Here is a 16,080-nt window from a genome sequence, read left to right as displayed (position 1 = left end):
TCCTCCCCACTTGTCATCCCGGACGCGCCCGCAAAATTATCGAAGCTTGCACGTGGGCGCGATCCGGGAACCACTTCGAGATCTGAATTGTGTCTGAGTGGATCCTGGGTCGCGCCACACGCCACATGACGCAATCATCGTGGCGCGCCCAGGATGACAGATTGTGCAATTTCCAGAAACAATGCTTTCCGATTATTTCGCCTATTTCTCCTCCCCGCGGGAGCCTAGACTTCCCGGCGTTGTCGCTCGAAAGGACACGCCATGTATCGCACTGCCGCCGCTCTCGCCTTTGCTGTCGCCGCGTTTGCGCCCGTTGCATCCGCGCAGGTCGCCGATTCCGATCCGGGCAAGGTGCAGGCCGGCACCTATACGCTCGAAACCAATCACGCCCGCGTGCTGTTCGCGGTTTCGCATATGGGTTTCTCGACCTGGTACGGCGATTTTACCGGCGCCACGGGCACGCTGAAACTCGATCCCAAGAACCCCGCGAGCGCCGCGCTCAGCGTGACGATTCCGGTCGCGTCGGTCTCCACCACCAACGCCAAGCTCGATGACGAACTGAAAAGCGCCGATTGGTTCGACGCCGCCAAATTCCCCACCATCAGTTTCACGACGACCAAGGTCACGGCGACGAGCCCCACCACCGCGCGCGTCACTGGCGCTCTGACCTTTCACGGCGTGACCAAGCCGGTGGACCTCGAGGCGACCTACAAAGCCTCCGGCGCCAATCCGATGTCGAAAGCCTTCACCATCGGCTTCGAGGTCAAAGGCATGTTGAAGCGCAGCGATTTCGGCGTGACCAAATACGTCCCGCTGATCGGCGACGACGTCACCTTGATCATCTCGGCGCCGTTCGAGAAAAAGTGATTTTCACGCGGAGACGCGGAGCCGCGGAGAGTAGTTGCCTGACGATGCTGGCATAACACTTCGCGCTCATTGCGGATTTGCAGGATTTCTCCGCGCCTCCGCGTCTCCGCGTGAGTGTTCTTCCTTTGACAACTATCCCGCCAGATACCCCATCGCCTTGGCGCGGCCGAGCGCCATTAGCGGGAAGTAGTGGCAGTAGAGCGCGTAGCGCAGCATGAAGGCGCGGCTCAGTTCCGGGCCTTGCTGCAGGCGTTTCTTCACTTCGGGATCGCTGACCTTGATCGTCTGGCCGACGCCGTAGCCGGGGAAACCGGTGCCGGTGTATTCCATCTCGATCCAGGTGCCGCCTTGCTGATGCTCGATCAGATAGAGCAGCCCGCGTTCGATCGCGCCGCGATCCTGCGGCCGGTTCGCCGCGAGCAGCGCCATCAGCGCCCACGCCGTCTGTGACGCCGTGGTCGTGCCGTAGCCCGCTTTGCTGGCGTCCATATAGCTTTCGCAAGATTCGCCCCAGCCGCCGTTCGACTGCTGGCGCGAGATCAGCCAATCGCAGGCGCGGCCGATATGCGGCGCGCTCATATCTTCGCCGATCGCCTTCAGGGCGGGCATCACGGCGCCGGTGCCGTAAAGATAATTGACGCCCCAGCGCCCGAACCACGGCCCTTCGGCTTCCTGCTCGCGCTTGAGATACGCCAGCGCCCGCACCATCGCCGGATGATGCTTGCCGAGGCCGAGCGCTGCGAACGCTTCCACCACATGCGCGGTGACGTCGACCGACGGCGGATCGAGCGCTTCGCCGAAATCGCAGAACGGGATCTTGGTCAGGATCGCCTTGTTGTTGTCCTTGTCGAACGCGCCCCAGCCGCCGCCTTCGCATTGCATGCCGATCAGCCAGTCGACCGCGAGCTGGATCTGCTCCTCGATGCCGCGCGCTTGCCATTTCGGGTCTTTGCGGAACGGCGCCAGTGCGATCAGCGCCGCGGCGGTATCGTCGACGTCGGGATAGCAGAGATTGGCGTATTCGAACGCCCAGCCGCCCGGTTTCACATGCGGCAGCTTCACGCTCCAGTCGCCCTTCACGCGCACTTGCCGCGCCAACAGCCATTCAATCGCTTTGTCGATTTCCGCTTCGGTCTTGTCGACCGCGGCGGCATCCTTCAACGCCATCAGCATCAGGATGGTGTCCCACACCGGACTGTTGGTGGCCTGGATGAAGGTGGCGTCGCCGATATCGATGCGCCAGCCGGGATCGCTCAGGCCGGCGAGGCCTTTCGCCATCACCGGATGCGCAGCGCTGTAGCCTTCCGCATGCAGCGCCATCAATCCGTACACCCACGGCGGCTGGATGCCGCCCCAGGCGCCGTCGGCATCCTGATGCGCGATGATCCATTCCAGCGTCTGCTTCACCGCTGCGCCGCGCCACAAGGACAGGCCCATGAACGAGCCCATCTCCTGCAACTCGTGCAGCACTTTGTCGGCGCCGCGGAAGAACGAGTCCCAGGCATCGGCGCTGGCTTTTTTCGGCAACTCGTAATCGAACGCATCGCGACCGCCGGGAAACAGCGCATCGAGCCGGCGGTCGGGCGGCAATGGCCGCGAGGGGCGGCGCGCCGACAGAATCGTGATCGGCATCAGTGTGGCGCGGGCCCATTGCGCGAAATTGTAGATGCAGAACGGGAACCAGGTCGGAAACCAGATCACTTCCGGCGGCACGTTGGGCGTCTTCTCCCACGGCCATTCGCCGATCAGCGCCAGCCAGTAGCGGGTGAAGACGCGGATATTGCGAAGCCCGCCTTTGGAGCGGATCCAGGCGAGCGCCTTGGCCAGCGCCGGTTCGTCGTCGGAATGGCCGAGCGAGCGCAGCGCCGCATAGGCTTCCACCGTTGCATTGATGTCGCCGTTGGGCGCGCCGCGGAACACGTCCCAGGCGCCGTCGGGCCGCTGGGTATCGAGCAGGGCCTGTCCCAGCCGCGGCCGCAAGGGATCGTTTTCGAGACCCATGAACCACAGCGCGAGGCACCATTGCGCCTCCATGCAGGCGTTGGTTTCCGCCCGCCCGACCCAATGCCCGTCGGGGCGCTGCGTTGCCTTCAGCCAATCGACCGCGCCGTCGATGCTGGCGGAAAGCGCCGCCGAAAGATTGGACCCTACTTCGCTCACGACCTGCTCCCGAATACCCCGGCTCCCGTCAGGGGATCGCTTAGCACGAAAAGCCGAGGCTGGTAATGAACTTGGCGCAAGGGAGGACGGTCAGATATTTCCTTTTCTGCCCCCGCGGGCACAACGATTTCGCCACCTGCACATGAGACCGCGGGGGAAGTGCCCAGGGCGCGCAGCGCAATGGGCGAAGGGGGCTTCGCGAACGCAGGTCACCGCGCCATTGGGAATTTCCCCGCCCGATGTGCTAGGCGTGGCGCACACAACGAGAAGTGGCGGATTTCATGCTTCCATGGGTCGAACTGGGCCGGACAACCGTACCGGGCGATAGCTCTGAACTGCGGCTGATGCAGCGCGGCGGCGAATTCGCGATCATGGTGGGGCCGATCGCGCTGATGAACAGCCGCATGACCGGCTCCGAGATCGCACTGGCCGAGGTGGCATGCGAGCGCCTCAAGGGACGGCGCAATGTCCGTATGCTGATCGGCGGCTACGGCATGGGCTTCACTTTGCGCGCGGCGCTGGCCGGGCTGGGTGCCGATGCGAAGATCGTGGTTGCCGAACTGGTGCCCGCGGTTCTCGATTGGGCGCGCGGCCCGATGGCGGAACTGACCGCCGGCAGCCTCGACGATCCGCGCGTTTCGATCCATGACGGCGATGTCGGTGCCGCGATCGGCGCGGCCTCTTCAAGCTTCGATGCCATCCTGCTCGATGTCGACAATGGCCCCGACGGCCTCAGCCGCAGTGCCAACGGAAAGCTCTACACCCGCGCCGGACTCGAAACCGCGCGCAAGGCGCTGAAGCCGAGCGGCCTGTTGATCGTGTGGTCCGCCGCCCCCGACCGCGCCTTCGCCGCCCGCCTCGGCCACGCCGGCTTCGCCGTCGAAGAAATCACCGCCCGCGCCCACAAAGGCCGCGGCGGTCGGTATGTGATCTGGGTGGGGAAGAAGGCGCGATAGGCCGCCTCAATGAGCGAGGCGCCCCCTTCTTTTCTGCCCTCGCGGGCAAGACGATTTCACCGCTGGCACTAAGACCGCGGGGGAAGTGGATCGGTGCGCAAGCGCCGAGCCGAAGGGGGCTTCGTTCAAATAACGGACGCAGTTGCGCAGTTGAGATCAGAGCGAAAATTCCTCCGTGAGCCGCGTCCTGGTCCGCAGGACGCACTCCGGAAATTCCACTCTGACCCAATTTACGAGGCGACGCTTCTGCCGCAAATTCGTCACGCCCCTCGAACAGAGTCTCCACGACTAGAAAAGGGCGCGGCATCTTCTGTCGTCCACATGGAGTCATGTATGTCAGGCTGGCGAGTTACCATTCAGTGATCTGATGGGGGAATTGCCCCTTCACCCATCGGGGCGGAGCGCAACTTTTGCACCACGTAATTTCTTGAGTTCGCGAAGTTCGTTTGAAACCAAGTGTGCGATATTCCACCGTCACAAATATGTTGGCTTCTGAGATGCCCCCCTCTCCGATCCCAATTGCACTGCATTGGAAATTCCCGACATCACTAGGAGCTATATTCTCAATGGCCTTTGCGAACTGCAACTGTATGCCAGTGATGACGGCAGTAACGGAATGTGGATTTCCTCTTTTGCGATTAGTGAGTGAGACGGTGCCGAGCCCACACAATATATGTGTCTCTGACATTTCAAACATGTAGCTCCGATTACTCACAGCGATGGGGGCTGCAAATGGCGAAACAGATTCCGCGATTGGCACATCAATGTCAGGACCAATCAAGGCTTGCCAGACAAAGCCGCACAACGTCGTTAGCGTCGCAATTGAGCCAAGAAGCCACCCTAGAGGATGTTTTTGAATTCGCAGCCAAAAGCTCTCTTGAATGTCCGTGAGCGACTGCTTTTGGAGGGGCGACGGGCTCTGTTGTGGGCGTCTTGGTCTGTGTGACCCTTTGGGGCTTTGCCTTCGTTTTTTGTTTTTAGCCATATTACATTATCCCCGTTCCGGAAATATCCCTTGAATACAGATGGAGCAGCCAACAATTAGTTGTTCCAAACGCAAGATTGGAATGGTCGCTGTATAATCCTCAAAGGCTGATCTTATTCCGCAAATTCCATTTCGTCTCGTTTACGTCGATATCACCGGTTTTCTGATGTATTAGTTTTGACGAGATTTTGGGAGTCCGAGACCTCATTAAGTCTATGTCTCCTGAGATTTCAGATCTTCGCTCCAAATCTTTGTGGTACTTCCGCTCTGATACCTCGTCCTCTTGAATCCACCTCAATCGTACCTACATCAAACAAGCTCTTTGACCGCGCCGGAGGCATCACGACTTCATGCGTCGCAGTCGCGTTTGCGTGCACGCGTAGTTTGGAACGATTCGATTTCGATTCTGGACGCGCGCGCTGCTTGGGTGCCGTTCGTGTGCATCGCGTCGTAAAGCGATTGTCGCGCCGCGTCCGGCACTTGCGCCGGAAATCGCCGAATTGATTTCACGTTTTCGCTGATCGGATTTTGGAAGTGCGTAGTCTGGAACGATTCGATTTCGATTTTGGACGCCCGCGCTTCGCGGGGACTGTTTCGAAAAGGACAGTGCGTCGACCAGCCGTCCTTCGCCTGTGCCGGCAGCACAGTGCGAACCACCGACCGCTTGGCTACGGACGGCAATTCTTCTCTCGCTTCGCTCGGAAGAATTGGCTGGGGGACTAGGATTCGAACCTAGACAGGCAGAGTCAGAGTCTGCAGTCCTACCGTTAGACGATCCCCCAACGGAGGGGGCGCTTCTAGCCTTTTTTGGCGTCCGATTTCAAGGATATGCACGCGGCCTGTTGGGGGTGATACGGTCGCGGGGGTGCGTCGCAGGGCGCGGCGGCCGAAATCCGGTCATAAGCGGGCGGCAAGGGCCGGTTCGGTGAGGCCCGGCGGGGGCGTAACGGTATGGGGCCAATGGAGAATTCGGGCAAAAGGCGGCGTCGGCGGGGGCGGGCGCCGGTGCTTGCGGCCCTGGACCTCGGCACCAACAATTGCCGCCTGTTGATTGCCGCCCCCGGCCCCAACGGGTCGATGCGGATCCTGGATTCCTTTTCCCGCATCGTCCGGCTGGGCGAGGGGGTGGTCGGCACCGGCCTGTTGTCCGAGGCCGCCATGGACCGGACCGTCGCGGCCCTCAAGGTCTGCGCCGCCCACATGGACAAAGCCAAGGTGCGGCACGTCCGGGCGGTGGCGACCGAGGCCTGCCGGCAGGCGGCCAATGCACCCGTTTTGGTAGAACGTGTGGCGCGCGAGGCGGGCATTGCGCTGACGGTGATCTCGGCCGCTGAGGAAGCGCGGCTGGCGGCGCTCGGCTGTGCCCCGCTGATCGGCGAGGAGTACGAGGGCGCCCTGGTGTTCGACATCGGCGGCGGCTCGACCGAAGTGATCTGGCTGAAGCGCGAGAACGGCAAGGCGCTGATCACCCATTTCGCCTCGGTGCCGCTCGGGGTGATGACCCTCACCGAGACCAACGGCCATTCGCGCATCGACGGCGATGCCGCCCGCTACGCCGCCATGCACGAGGACATGAAGGCGCGTTTCGCCGCCGTCCGCCGCGATATGGAGCGCAAGGGCGTATTCGAGGAGGGCCGCCATCATCTGCTCGGCACCTCGGGCACCGTCACCACGCTGGCGGGGGTGGTGCTGAAACTGCCGCGCTATGTGCGGTCCAAGGTCGATGCGTCCTGGCACGATTGTTCCGACGTGCTGACGCTGGCCGCCGACCTCATCAAGATGGACCGCAAGGGGCGGGCGCAGCAGGGCTGCATCGGTCCCGAACGGGCGGATTTGATCGTGCCCGGATGTGCGATATTTACCGCCATCCACGATGTCTGGCCGTGCACGCGGCTCAGGGTGGCAGACCGGGGCCTGCGCGAAGGCATCCTCCGGGAACTGATGGCAGAGGCACGGCGATGACAGGCAATGACCGGCGGGTGCGCACGACACGGGGGCGGACGGCCTCGTCGGTGCGCTGGCTCGAGCGCCAGTTGAACGACCCGTATGTCGCCGCCGCCAAGGCCAAAGGCTATCGCAGCCGCGCCGCGTTCAAGCTCAAGGAACTCGATCAGCGCTTTCATCTGCTCAAGCGCGGCGGGCGGGTGCTCGATCTCGGCGCCGCGCCGGGCGGCTGGAGCCAGGTGGCGCACGAGCGCGTCGGCGATGACGGCGTGATCGTCGCCGCCGACATTCTGGAGATGGAACCGATCGCGGGCGTCACCATCCTCAAGCTCGATATGTTGGACGAGGACGCGCCCGATCGCGTCAAGGAAGCGCTCGCCGGCAATGCCGATGTGGTGATGACCGACATGGCGGCGCCGACCACCGGCCATCGCTCGACCGATCACATCCGCACCCTGGCGCTGTTCGAAGCCGCCTTCGATCTGGCGGTGGAAGTGCTGAAGCCGGGCGGATCGTTCGTCGGCAAGGTGTTCCAGGGCGGGGCGACCAACGAGATCCTCCCCAAGGTGAAGAAGCGCTTTTCCGATGTGAAGCACGTCAAGCCGCCGGCAAGCCGGGCGGAGTCGGTGGAACTCTACCTCGTGGCCATGGGCTTCAAGGGATGAATGCGCCCGACGCCGCGATGCTCGCCGCCGCCGATAAGCTGGCGGGCTTCATCGCAGGGCGCGGGCTGTCGCTGCCGGCCGATCTCTTCGCTAGCGAGGTGGTCATCGTCGAGAACTTCGCGCCCTTCATCTTCCGGGATGTGACGACATGGGCGAAGGAAATGCGCGTCCATCTCGCCGACCTTTCGGACCTGCACCACCGCTTCGGCGCGCCGGTCGATTTCGCGCGTGACGGCGATACCGCTTACTTCGCCCTGCCGACCACCTGGTCCGGCTTCAACCGCGGCGTGCCGTTCCGCGAGACGGGCGGCTGGGCGCTGGTGCTGAAATTGGAGGCAGAAGGGTGGCGTCTGGCCGGATACGGCTGGGCGGTGATCGAAACGACCGTGCCGCAATAAGCATTTCCCCTGAATGTATTGCGCGGATTGGCCGCGCTTTGATGCCCCAAACCGGTCACCGGCCGCGTCTAATCACCGGCACCGGAAAACACTGCAGCATGGATCACTGATGGGCGTAGAACCGGTCGGCAAGACGGCGGGATGGGGCGATTGTTTTTCGCCGCAGGAAATCGAAGCGAATGTCGAGAAGCTGGGGCTGAAGAAAGCCCGCTCGCCGCTGATGGCGAGCCTCGGACAGGCATTTCTCGCCGGCATTTATATCGGCCTCGGCGGCCTGTTCTTCTGCATCGTGCTGGCGGATGCGACGCTCGGCTTTGCATCCCAGCGCCTGCTCGGCGGATTGGTGTTTGCGCTCGGTCTTGGATTGGTCGCGGTGGCGGGCGCCGAACTCTTCACCGGCAATTGCCTTTTGACGATGGCGTGGGCGCAAGGTCAGATCAAGGCGTGGGAGGTCGGCAAGAACTGGACGATCATCTGGCTCGGCAATTTCGTCGGCGCGCTGACGCTGGTGTTCCTCGTCTTCATGTCGCATCACTGGGCGATGAACGACGGCGCGGTGGGCAACGCGGTGGTCAAGCTCGCCGTTTCCAAGCTGACGCCGGACGGCATCACGATCTTCTTCAAGGGCGTGCTCTGTAATCTGCTCGTTTGCCTTGCGATGTGGATGAGCTATGCCGGGCGCACGGTGACCGACAAGATGATCGGTCTCGTTCTGCCGGTGGCGGCGTTCATTGCCGCCGGGTTCGAGCACTGCATCGCCAACATGTATCTGTTGCCGCTCGCCTGGGTGCTGGTGACGACCGGTCATGTTCCGGCCGGCCTCGACGTTTCGGCTGTGACGCTCGGCGCTATCGGTCACAACCTCGTGTACGCGACGCTGGGCAACATCGTCGGCGGCGGCGGTTTTGTCGGCCTTGTGTATTGGGTGATCTACCGCAAGGCCTACGGCGCTTCGCATTAAGCCTCCAAGCGCGACAAATCTGCGTCTTCAACAAGGTTTGACTACCAGCTGCTCCTGTTCTCCCGGTACGCTCGACCGGGAGCGGCTGGGAGGATGCGATGCGCGCCGGAATCTTTGCGACAATGGTGGCCGTGCTGGCGGTGGCAGGTGCGCACGCAGGCTCGGCCGATGCCGATCTTCGGGCGCTCTATACCAATGAGTGGTCGTGGCGGATCGCTGAATTCGCCGACGACGAAAACGAAACCCGTCCGGTCCCCGCACGTCTGCCGCATGTCGATCCCAAAGCCCAGGACGCCCGTCTCGCGCATTGGCAGGACGTGCTCGCCAAGCTCGACAAGATTCCCGTTGCCGAACTCTCCGAGAAGGAGCGGGTCAACGCCGAAGTCTATCGCTTCCAGCTTCGCAATCTGATTGCCGAACAGACGTTCCGCGGCTACGAAATGCCGGCCAACTCGGATTCGAGTTTCTGGGGCGAGTTCGATTATCGCGCCCGCCGCGCCTTCCGCACCGAACAAGACTATAGGAACTGGATCGCCCAGATCGGCGAACTGCCGCGCTATTTCGCCGAGAACATCGCGAACATGCGGGCCGGTCTGAAGCGCGGTTTCACGCCGCCGCAGGTGACACTGCAGGGCCGCGGCAAAGCCATCCATGCGGTTGCCGATGCCAAGCCCGACGCGACGGTGTTCTTCGAGCCTTTCAAGCAGATGCCGTCGGCCATTCCCGCCGCCGAACAGGCCCGCCTCAAGGCCGAAGCGCTCAAGGTCATTGCCGAAAAGGTGCAGCCCGCGTTCGTCGATCTCGCCAGGTTCTGGGACAACGAGTATGTCCCGCACACCCGCACAACGCTCGCCGCCTATGCATTGCCCGACGGCAAGGCCTATTACCGCCAGCAGATCCTCGAATACGCGACGGTGGAGACTTCGCCCGACGAGATCCATCGCATCGGCCTCGCCGAAGTCGCCAAGCTGCGTAGCGAGATGGAAACGGTGATGCGTGAGACCGGTTTCAAAGGCGATTTTGCCGCCTTCTTGAAATTCCTGCGCACCGATCCGCAATTCTATGTGACCAAGCCCCAGGACCTGCTCGATCGCGCCGCCTGGGTCGCCAAGGAATTCGATGGCAAGGCGTCGCTCTTTTTCGGCCGTTTGCCGCGGGCGCGGTTTGCGATCCGCCCGGTGCCCGATGACGTGGCGCCGTTCTACACCTCGGGCCGCGGCGGTCCCGGCCTTTATCTCGTCAATACCTACAATCTGAAAGCGCGCCCGCTTTACAGCCTGCCGGCGCTGACCTTGCACGAAAGTGCGCCGGGCCACGCCTTCCAGATGCCGCTGGCGATGGAAGACACCTCGCTGCCCGACTTCCGCCGCCAGTCCTACATTTCGGCCTATGGCGAAGGCTGGGCGCTCTATAGCGAGTGGCTGGGCCAGGAGATGGGCATCTATCACACGCCTTATGAGCGTTTCGGCATGCTGTCGTATCAGGTCTGGCGTGCGGCGCGTCTGGTGGTCGATACCGGTCTGCACGCCAAGGGTTGGAGCCGCGACAAAGCCATCGCGTATTTCCACGACAACACGGCGCTGCCCGAGCACGAGATCGAAACCGAAGTCGATCGTTACATCGCGTGGCCGGGACAGGCGACGTCCTATTATCTCGGCGAAATGGCGATCCGTGCCGCCCGCGCGCGTGCCGAAAAGGCGCTAGGACCGAAATTCAACATCCGCGCCTTCCACGATGCGGTACTGGCGACCGGCTCGGTGCCGCTGCCTGTGCTCGATCGCGAAGTCGACGCTTTTATCGCCAACGGCGGCAAAGGTCCGTATCCGGAGATGGAGTAGTTACGGTCCGGCGAAATAGATCACCGCAAACAGCACCACTACCAGAATGAGGCCGATCGCCAGCACGTAGCGCATGCGGCCGAGCGTAACCGCTTGGCGTGCCTGATACGTATTGAGCTCGTGCTGCTCGTTATCTTCGTTCGGCTGTTGCGACATGAGAGGCCCGAAAAGAAAAGGGGCCGGTCGCCCGGCCCCGCATGACTTACTGCTGCGGCGGTGTGGTGCTGGTTCCGCTCGGCGAACTTGTTCCCGTCGAACTGCCGGGGGTCGATTGGCCGCTCGATGGGCTCATGGTCGGATCGTTCGGCGAACGCGGGCCGTTTTCGGTGCCCGGTTGCGGCTGCACGGTCGGCGGTGTCGAATAACCGGAATTGTTCTCGTTCTGGCTGCCGCCCTGGGAGCCGGTGGTGCTGCCCGACATGCCGCTGGTCGAGCCGCCCGTCGTCGAGCCCGACGTGCCCGAACTGGTCGTCGCGCCGCTGTCGCCGCCCGGATTGGTGCCGTTCTGGTAGGTGGCGGCATTGTTGCTGTTGCTGCCCGCGCCCATGCCGCCGGTCGACGAACCGGCGCCGAGCTGCTGCTGGTTCAGGCGTTCGGTCTGGTTTTGCTCCGATCCCGACGAAGAACTGTGCATCGAATGCGATTTCTTGGTGTGATGGCGCTTGTGCTTCTTGGGATGGCTGACGCTCTGGTCGCTCGATGCGCCCGAACCCGGCGTGGCGCTGGAGGTCGAATCGCTGGACCCTGGGGTGCCAGGGCTGGTTGTTTGGGCGGTTGCCGCCGGCGTCAGCATGCCGATGGCGAGCCCGGTAATTCCGATAAGCAGGCTTTTGCGAAGCGTCATGAGTGTCTCCTTCCGTCGCCCGGCGTGCGAGCTGTGTCCGTCGAGAACGCACGCGCCGGTGCGGCTGTTCCGCTTCCCGCAGCGACGGGAGCGAGGGGCCGCCAAATCAAGGTTTCGTGAGTTTCCCGAGGCCGCTGTTCAGCTTCGGTTCATCGCCGTACAACCATGCTTGCGCCAGGGAAACAAAGGGGCATTGCCATGCGGGTGTGGGCAGCGGTTTTGGTACTCGGTCTTTGCGGCTGCGCGACGACTGTTCAGGTTCCGGCTCGATTTCCGGCTAACGATCCCGACGCGGCGGCCTTGCGCCGTGTTGCGGTGGCGGCGTTCGATGGCCCCGAAGGCGACCACTTCGCCTATGCCCTCGAAGACATGCTGGCCAACGCCGATTTCGATGGCCGTGCTTATTTCACTTTGGTCGGATCGGGGGCGCGCGACGTGCGTCCCGATCAGACGCTGTCCTTCGGCCGCGCCGTCGGAGCCGATGGCGTTTATTCCGGTTTGATGCAGGCGGTAAATTTCGACAACTACCCCTGGGAAGAGCGCGAGAAGCGTTGCGTCGAGAAGGACAAAGACGGCAAGTGCGTGCGCAAGGAGATGTTCGTTCGGCCGTGTCTGCGCCGCACCTTCCATATGGAAGTGTTTCCCTCGGTGACCAACGTCCGATCGGGACAGGTGGTGTACTCCGCGCGCAAAACGGCCAATGCCGAAACCAGTTGGTGCCGGGGCGATATACAGCCGATCAGCGACGATCAGATGATCGACGGCGCGATCGCCAACATCCTGGGACAGATCCGTCCCGATATCGCGCCCTACAACACCGTTCTGAAAGCGACGGTGATCGAGAAGAAGGACGGACTGTCGGAAGCGGACGGCCAACTATTCGATGCCGCGGTCAAGGCGGCAGGCAAAGGCGATCTGTCGACCGCCTGCCATACCTGGGATGGACTGCTGACGACCAATCCGTCTCATCCCTGGACGATCTACAACATCGGCGTCTGTGCCGAAGCCAATGGCGACTTCGCCGGTGCTCTGACACACTACGAAAAGGCCCGCTCGCTTGCCCTCAAGCCCGACAACGATGTGGCCGAATCCATCGACCGCGTTCGCCGCCTGATCGCCGCGCAAAAGGAGCTGCGCCGGACGGCGAAGCAACGGAAATAGCGCTCATCCGTGCGGGCGCATCACCACTTTGATGCAGCCGTCCTTCTTGTCGCGGAAGGTCTCGTACATCTTGGGTCCGTCTTCCAGGCCGCAGCGATGGGTGATGACGAAAGAGGGGTCGATCTTGCCCTCCTCGATGGCGCGGATCAGCGTCTGCATGTAGTTCAGCACGTTGCACTGGCCGGTGCGGATGGTCAGACCCTTCTGCACCGCGGCGCCGAACGGAAAGCCGTTGAGATAGCCGCCGAACACGCCTGAAACCGATACCGTTCCACCGGCACGTACGTTGCGGATGCATTCGCGCAGGGCATGGATCCGGTCGGTGCCGAGGCCGGTGGCAGCAAGGGCGCGATCGCCCCAGGCATCCCAGCTTCCCGCTCCGTGCGCTTCCATGCCGACCGCTTCGATGACGCGATCGGGGCCGCGCCCGTTGGTGATCTTGTTGAGCCGGTCGTAAGTGTCTTCCTGTTCGAAGTCGATGGTCTCCGCACCTGCTTCCGCCGCCATGGCGAGGCGCTCGGGAACGCGATCGATCACCACCACATGCCCCGCGCCCAGCATCTTGGCGCAGCGCAGTGCCATCTGTCCGACAGGGCCTGCACCCCAGATCGCCACCGTATCGCCGTCTTCGATCTCGGCATACACCGCGCCCTGGTAGCCGGTCGGCAGGATGTCGGTGAGGAACAGCATTTGTTCGTCGCTGAAACCGTCGGGTACTTTGGTCGGCGCCACATCGGCGAACGGCACGCGCACATATTCCGCCTGTCCGCCCGGATAGTGTCCGGTCAGGTGCGAATAGCCGAACAGTCCGCCACAGGGATGGCCGAACATTTCGCGCGCCTTGTCGGCATCGCGATTGGTGCGTTCGCAGCACGACCACAGGCCCTTCAGGCAAAAGAAACACTCGCCGCAGCAGATGGTGAACGGCACCACCACGCGATCGCCGACCTTGAGTTTGGTATTGCCCGGACCGACGTCCACCACTTCGCCCATGAATTCGTGGCCGAGAATGTCGCCGTTCATCATCCCCGGAATGTAGCCGTCGTAGAGATGCAGATCCGAGCCGCAGATCGCCGTCGCGGTGACTTTGACGATCGCATCGCGGGGTTCCTCGATGACCGGATCGGGAACCGTGTCGCAACGGACATCGGTCCGGCCGTGCCACACCAAGGCGCGCATGAGAAACTCCTTCTGGATCGCGTCTGATAACTCGGCGGATGCGCGCGCGTTCCTGGACCGCTTTGTTGGCCGTGCCCGGTTCGGTTTCGCTGCGATACTTTTCGGCCGCGGTCTTCCGCTGCCGGGCTGGTGCAAGAGGCGGGATCGCCGCCGCGCGATTACCTCACGAGGTCTTGCCGATCCGGATGTTCCACAGCGTTTCCATCAGGCCGAACACCTGCAGCAGCCAGAGGACGACCGCGATCACCACCACTGCGTTGAGGATGGATTTGATCTTGGGGTCCATCGGCACGTAGGTGTTGATCAGCCACAAGACCACGCCGACGACGATGAGGATCAGGATCAGGCTGACCAGGGACATTGCGCTTTTCCCGCTTACTGCCGGCAACAATGCGCGAAGGGGGCGCTGCGTTCCCTCTCATATCAGCGGCGGTGCGTCGTCGCCGGTTTCGAGGCCGATGGCGTCATCGACAAAACGCCGCCAGTGCCGCGGTTTCAGCCCCATCGCCAATGCCACCTCGCGCACCGCCGAGAGATCGCGTCCGCCGTGACTGTTGAGGAGCGTTCCGCGTCCCCAGGTCTCCCGCCAATAGCTGGCGAAGAAGGTGCGGATGGCGGGGCCCCGGATGCGCAGCACCGGATCGTGCTGGGGCGGATAGCCGGTCCAATAGCCGCCGAGAACGACGTCGTTGTCGTCGAAGGCGTAACCGCTGAGAAAGGGGGCTATCTCCTTGAGACCGACGCAATAGGCTTTCACGTAGTAGCGCTTGCCGTCATAGCGCAGGATGTTCGACAGCACCTCGCGCAGGCGCTCCAGCGTGTAGAAGATCTCGACCCGCTGGACCTCGATGTCTCCCGCCATGATACGTTCGCCGATGAGCCGGCGGGCTTCGGTCTGCACGTTTACCGTGGTGGAATAGGACGACGACAGGCGCATCGCCTTGATGGTCCGGCGCGCCCTGCGGATGCAATTGGCGAACAGGGGAGGGAATTCGCTGGTCACGTCGAGCACGGTCACTTCGCTCGGTTGATCGTCCTCGATCTGCGGCGACATCAGCTGCTCGAGTTCGCAATCGAGGGCGCGCGCCAGAAACGGCCGCAAGGTGTCGCGCGGCAGGCGCAAGCCGCGTTCCCATCCCGAGATGGAACTGACATCCACGTCGATCTTGCGGGCGAGGTCGGTGCGCGAAAGACCTTTGGCTTCGCGCAGGCGTCGGATGCGTCGGCCGATGGCGGTCGCGGTAACACTCATGGGACGAATTCACGAATATTCATGGTTTCGCAGTCTTCCCGAATTTGTGTGAGACGCATAGGCGTTATCAGGAGACCCAACGTCGCGCAGGGTAAACAATGAAAATGAAAAAGGGCGCGCTACAGCCGCTCATCGTGGAGTTGGACAACATCATCGCGGCAGCTCGCGCCGCGAAGCTGGAAGAGACGGTAGCTTTATTGCGGATGGCGCGTCTCGATCTGATGATGCGGGCACATGGCATCGCCACCAACGAGCTGGAATTGGTATCCTTCGCTCTGGCGCGCGGGTTCTGGGAGAACAAGCCGTCCAAGCCAGCGAAGTCCACACCCCAACAAAGGGAAAGACGAACGCGCCGCAAATCTCCCCACTAGACGAAACGTCTCATGCCACGATTGCCGCGGCGGTGGCGTTCAGTGCACGGAGAATGTCGCCGGGCGCCATCAGGACCTGCAGTCCGCGTTGCCCGCCATTGAGGTAAACGTCGTCGAACACCAGCGCGAGTTCCTCGAGCACGGTCGGTACCGTCTTCTTCTGGCCGAATGGCGAGATGCCGCCGACGTGATAGCCGGTGAGCCGCTCGGCATCGGCCGGCTTCATCATCGCCGCCGATTTGCCGCCGAACGCTGCCGCCAGCCGTTTCATCGAGACCTCGCAATCGGAGGGCACGACGGCACAGACCGGCTTGCCGTCCACGGTCGCCATCAGCGTTTTCAAGACCCGTGAGGGTTCCACCCCCATCGCTTCGGCCGCCGCCATGCCGATGCGGTCGGCGTTCGGATCGTAGGCGTATTCGGCGAGCCGGAAGGCGATACCCTGCTGCTGCAGGAATTGGGTGGCGCGGGTGGTGTGAGACATGGCGGGAGGGGTTTG

At 62.7% G+C, this 16,080-nt stretch carries 17 protein-coding genes and 1 tRNA gene; 9 read left to right on the top strand and 9 right to left on the bottom strand.

All coding sequences use genetic code 11. The features are described 5' to 3' along the window. Window positions 1-261 precede the first annotated feature (261 nt). Window positions 262-867, top strand: a complete 606-nt coding sequence (locus FHS84_RS19135) for a YceI family protein (RefSeq protein WP_166937142.1) — start codon at window positions 262-264, stop codon at window positions 865-867. A 132-nt stretch (window positions 868-999) separates the two neighbouring features. Here FHS84_RS19135 and shc read toward each other — a convergent pair whose 3' ends face one another. Further along, the gene (gene shc / locus FHS84_RS19130; RefSeq protein WP_208393974.1) at window positions 1,000-3,027 is read right to left on the bottom strand and encodes a squalene--hopene cyclase; all 2,028 of its coding nucleotides are present in this window, start codon (window positions 3,025-3,027) and stop codon (window positions 1,000-1,002) included. Between the two features lie 281 nt (window positions 3,028-3,308). Here shc and FHS84_RS19125 point away from each other — a divergent pair, with 281 nt between their 5' ends. Then, complete coding sequence (locus FHS84_RS19125; RefSeq protein WP_166937141.1) at window positions 3,309-3,983, top strand: spermidine synthase; 675 nt, start codon at window positions 3,309-3,311, stop codon at window positions 3,981-3,983. Window positions 3,984-5,316: 1,333 nt separating this feature from the next. On the opposite strand, the gene FHS84_RS19120 is transcribed toward FHS84_RS19125, so the two are convergent. After that, window positions 5,317-5,649 (bottom strand): hypothetical protein, encoded by a 333-nt coding sequence (locus FHS84_RS19120; RefSeq protein WP_166937140.1) that lies wholly within the window; start codon window positions 5,647-5,649, stop codon window positions 5,317-5,319. Window positions 5,650-5,676: 27 nt separating this feature from the next. After that, a tRNA-Gln gene (locus FHS84_RS19115) sits at window positions 5,677-5,750 on the bottom strand. A 223-nt stretch (window positions 5,751-5,973) separates the two neighbouring features. Between FHS84_RS19115 and FHS84_RS19110 the strand changes: the two genes are divergently transcribed. The 5 genes from FHS84_RS19110 (at window position 5,974) to FHS84_RS19090 (ending at window position 10,774) form a co-directional block, all read left to right on the top strand. Continuing rightward, window positions 5,974-6,930 carry a Ppx/GppA phosphatase family protein gene (locus FHS84_RS19110; RefSeq protein ID WP_166937139.1) on the top strand — a complete coding sequence of 319 codons (957 nt, stop codon included), beginning with the start codon at window positions 5,974-5,976 and terminating at the stop codon, window positions 6,928-6,930. Continuing rightward, window positions 6,927-7,577 carry an RlmE family RNA methyltransferase gene (locus FHS84_RS19105; protein ID WP_166937138.1) on the top strand — a complete coding sequence of 217 codons (651 nt, stop codon included), beginning with the start codon at window positions 6,927-6,929 and terminating at the stop codon, window positions 7,575-7,577. Before FHS84_RS19110 ends, FHS84_RS19105 begins: the two co-directional genes overlap by 4 nt. Next, window positions 7,574-7,975, top strand: a complete 402-nt coding sequence (locus tag FHS84_RS19100) for a hypothetical protein (protein WP_166937137.1) — start codon at window positions 7,574-7,576, stop codon at window positions 7,973-7,975. The genes FHS84_RS19105 and FHS84_RS19100 overlap by 4 nt, the downstream gene beginning before the upstream one ends. A 109-nt stretch (window positions 7,976-8,084) precedes the next feature. Continuing rightward, on the top strand, window positions 8,085-8,936 hold the full coding sequence (locus FHS84_RS19095; RefSeq protein ID WP_166937136.1) for a formate/nitrite transporter family protein: 852 nt from the start codon (window positions 8,085-8,087) through the stop codon (window positions 8,934-8,936). A 98-nt stretch (window positions 8,937-9,034) separates the two neighbouring features. Then, on the top strand, window positions 9,035-10,774 hold the full coding sequence (locus tag FHS84_RS19090) for a DUF885 domain-containing protein (RefSeq protein ID WP_166937135.1): 1,740 nt from the start codon (window positions 9,035-9,037) through the stop codon (window positions 10,772-10,774). Here FHS84_RS19090 and FHS84_RS19085 read toward each other — a convergent pair whose 3' ends face one another. Next, window positions 10,775-10,930: a hypothetical protein gene (locus FHS84_RS19085; RefSeq protein ID WP_166937134.1), complete on the bottom strand. Its 156-nt coding sequence runs from the start codon at window positions 10,928-10,930 to the stop codon at window positions 10,775-10,777. A 46-nt stretch (window positions 10,931-10,976) separates the two neighbouring features. Further along, the gene (locus FHS84_RS19080) at window positions 10,977-11,618 is read right to left on the bottom strand and encodes a hypothetical protein (protein WP_166937133.1); all 642 of its coding nucleotides are present in this window, start codon (window positions 11,616-11,618) and stop codon (window positions 10,977-10,979) included. 198 nt (window positions 11,619-11,816) lie between these two features. Here FHS84_RS19080 and FHS84_RS19075 point away from each other — a divergent pair, with 198 nt between their 5' ends. Then, entirely contained in the window at window positions 11,817-12,779 is a 963-nt protein-coding gene (locus tag FHS84_RS19075) for a tetratricopeptide repeat protein (protein ID WP_166937132.1), read from the top strand. A 3-nt stretch (window positions 12,780-12,782) separates the two neighbouring features. On the opposite strand, the gene FHS84_RS19070 is transcribed toward FHS84_RS19075, so the two are convergent. From FHS84_RS19070 to FHS84_RS19060, 3 genes are all read right to left on the bottom strand, one after another. After that, window positions 12,783-13,958, bottom strand: a complete 1,176-nt coding sequence (locus FHS84_RS19070) for a zinc-dependent alcohol dehydrogenase (protein WP_166937131.1) — start codon at window positions 13,956-13,958, stop codon at window positions 12,783-12,785. Between the two features lie 163 nt (window positions 13,959-14,121). Further along, entirely contained in the window at window positions 14,122-14,319 is a 198-nt protein-coding gene (locus FHS84_RS19065; RefSeq protein ID WP_166937130.1) for a Thivi_2564 family membrane protein, read from the bottom strand. Window positions 14,320-14,376: 57 nt separating this feature from the next. Then, window positions 14,377-15,210, bottom strand: a complete 834-nt coding sequence (locus tag FHS84_RS19060) for a helix-turn-helix domain-containing protein (protein ID WP_166937129.1) — start codon at window positions 15,208-15,210, stop codon at window positions 14,377-14,379. A gap of 98 nt (window positions 15,211-15,308) precedes the next feature. Between FHS84_RS19060 and FHS84_RS19055 the strand changes: the two genes are divergently transcribed. Continuing rightward, entirely contained in the window at window positions 15,309-15,581 is a 273-nt protein-coding gene (locus tag FHS84_RS19055) for a hypothetical protein (RefSeq protein ID WP_166937128.1), read from the top strand. Window positions 15,582-15,591: 10 nt separating this feature from the next. On the opposite strand, the gene ybaK is transcribed toward FHS84_RS19055, so the two are convergent. Further along, window positions 15,592-16,065, bottom strand: coding sequence for a Cys-tRNA(Pro) deacylase (ybaK, locus tag FHS84_RS19050; RefSeq protein WP_166937127.1), 474 nt, complete (start codon window positions 16,063-16,065; stop codon window positions 15,592-15,594). Between the last annotated feature and the right edge of the window lie 15 nt (window positions 16,066-16,080).

The sequence above is a fragment of the Rhizomicrobium electricum genome, from assembly GCF_011762045.1.
Classification (GTDB): domain Bacteria; phylum Pseudomonadota; class Alphaproteobacteria; order Micropepsales; family Micropepsaceae; genus Rhizomicrobium; species Rhizomicrobium electricum.
This window is presented reverse-complemented; position numbering and strand designations above follow the sequence as displayed.

What these genes read in the sequence shown, in the direction of transcription:
- FHS84_RS19135 (WP_166937142.1), top strand. Translation starts at nt 262, where the DNA reads ATGTATCGCACTGCCGCCGCTCTCGCCTTTGCTGTCGCCGCGTTTGCG.
- FHS84_RS19125 (WP_166937141.1), top strand. Translation starts at nt 3,309, where the DNA reads ATGCTTCCATGGGTCGAACTGGGCCGGACAACCGTACCGGGCGATAGC.
- FHS84_RS19105 (WP_166937138.1), top strand. Translation starts at nt 6,927, where the DNA reads ATGACAGGCAATGACCGGCGGGTGCGCACGACACGGGGGCGGACGGCC.
- FHS84_RS19100 (WP_166937137.1), top strand. Translation starts at nt 7,574, where the DNA reads ATGAATGCGCCCGACGCCGCGATGCTCGCCGCCGCCGATAAGCTGGCG.
- FHS84_RS19095 (WP_166937136.1), top strand. Translation starts at nt 8,085, where the DNA reads ATGGGCGTAGAACCGGTCGGCAAGACGGCGGGATGGGGCGATTGTTTT.
- FHS84_RS19090 (WP_166937135.1), top strand. Translation starts at nt 9,035, where the DNA reads ATGCGCGCCGGAATCTTTGCGACAATGGTGGCCGTGCTGGCGGTGGCA.
- FHS84_RS19085 (WP_166937134.1), bottom strand. Translation starts at nt 10,930, where the DNA reads ATGTCGCAACAGCCGAACGAAGATAACGAGCAGCACGAGCTCAATACG.
- FHS84_RS19080 (WP_166937133.1), bottom strand. Translation starts at nt 11,618, where the DNA reads ATGACGCTTCGCAAAAGCCTGCTTATCGGAATTACCGGGCTCGCCATC.
- FHS84_RS19075 (WP_166937132.1), top strand. Translation starts at nt 11,817, where the DNA reads ATGCGGGTGTGGGCAGCGGTTTTGGTACTCGGTCTTTGCGGCTGCGCG.
- FHS84_RS19070 (WP_166937131.1), bottom strand. Translation starts at nt 13,958, where the DNA reads ATGCGCGCCTTGGTGTGGCACGGCCGGACCGATGTCCGTTGCGACACG.
- FHS84_RS19065 (WP_166937130.1), bottom strand. Translation starts at nt 14,319, where the DNA reads ATGTCCCTGGTCAGCCTGATCCTGATCCTCATCGTCGTCGGCGTGGTC.
- FHS84_RS19060 (WP_166937129.1), bottom strand. Translation starts at nt 15,210, where the DNA reads ATGAGTGTTACCGCGACCGCCATCGGCCGACGCATCCGACGCCTGCGC.
- FHS84_RS19055 (WP_166937128.1), top strand. Translation starts at nt 15,309, where the DNA reads ATGAAAATGAAAAAGGGCGCGCTACAGCCGCTCATCGTGGAGTTGGAC.
- ybaK (WP_166937127.1), bottom strand. Translation starts at nt 16,065, where the DNA reads ATGTCTCACACCACCCGCGCCACCCAATTCCTGCAGCAGCAGGGTATC.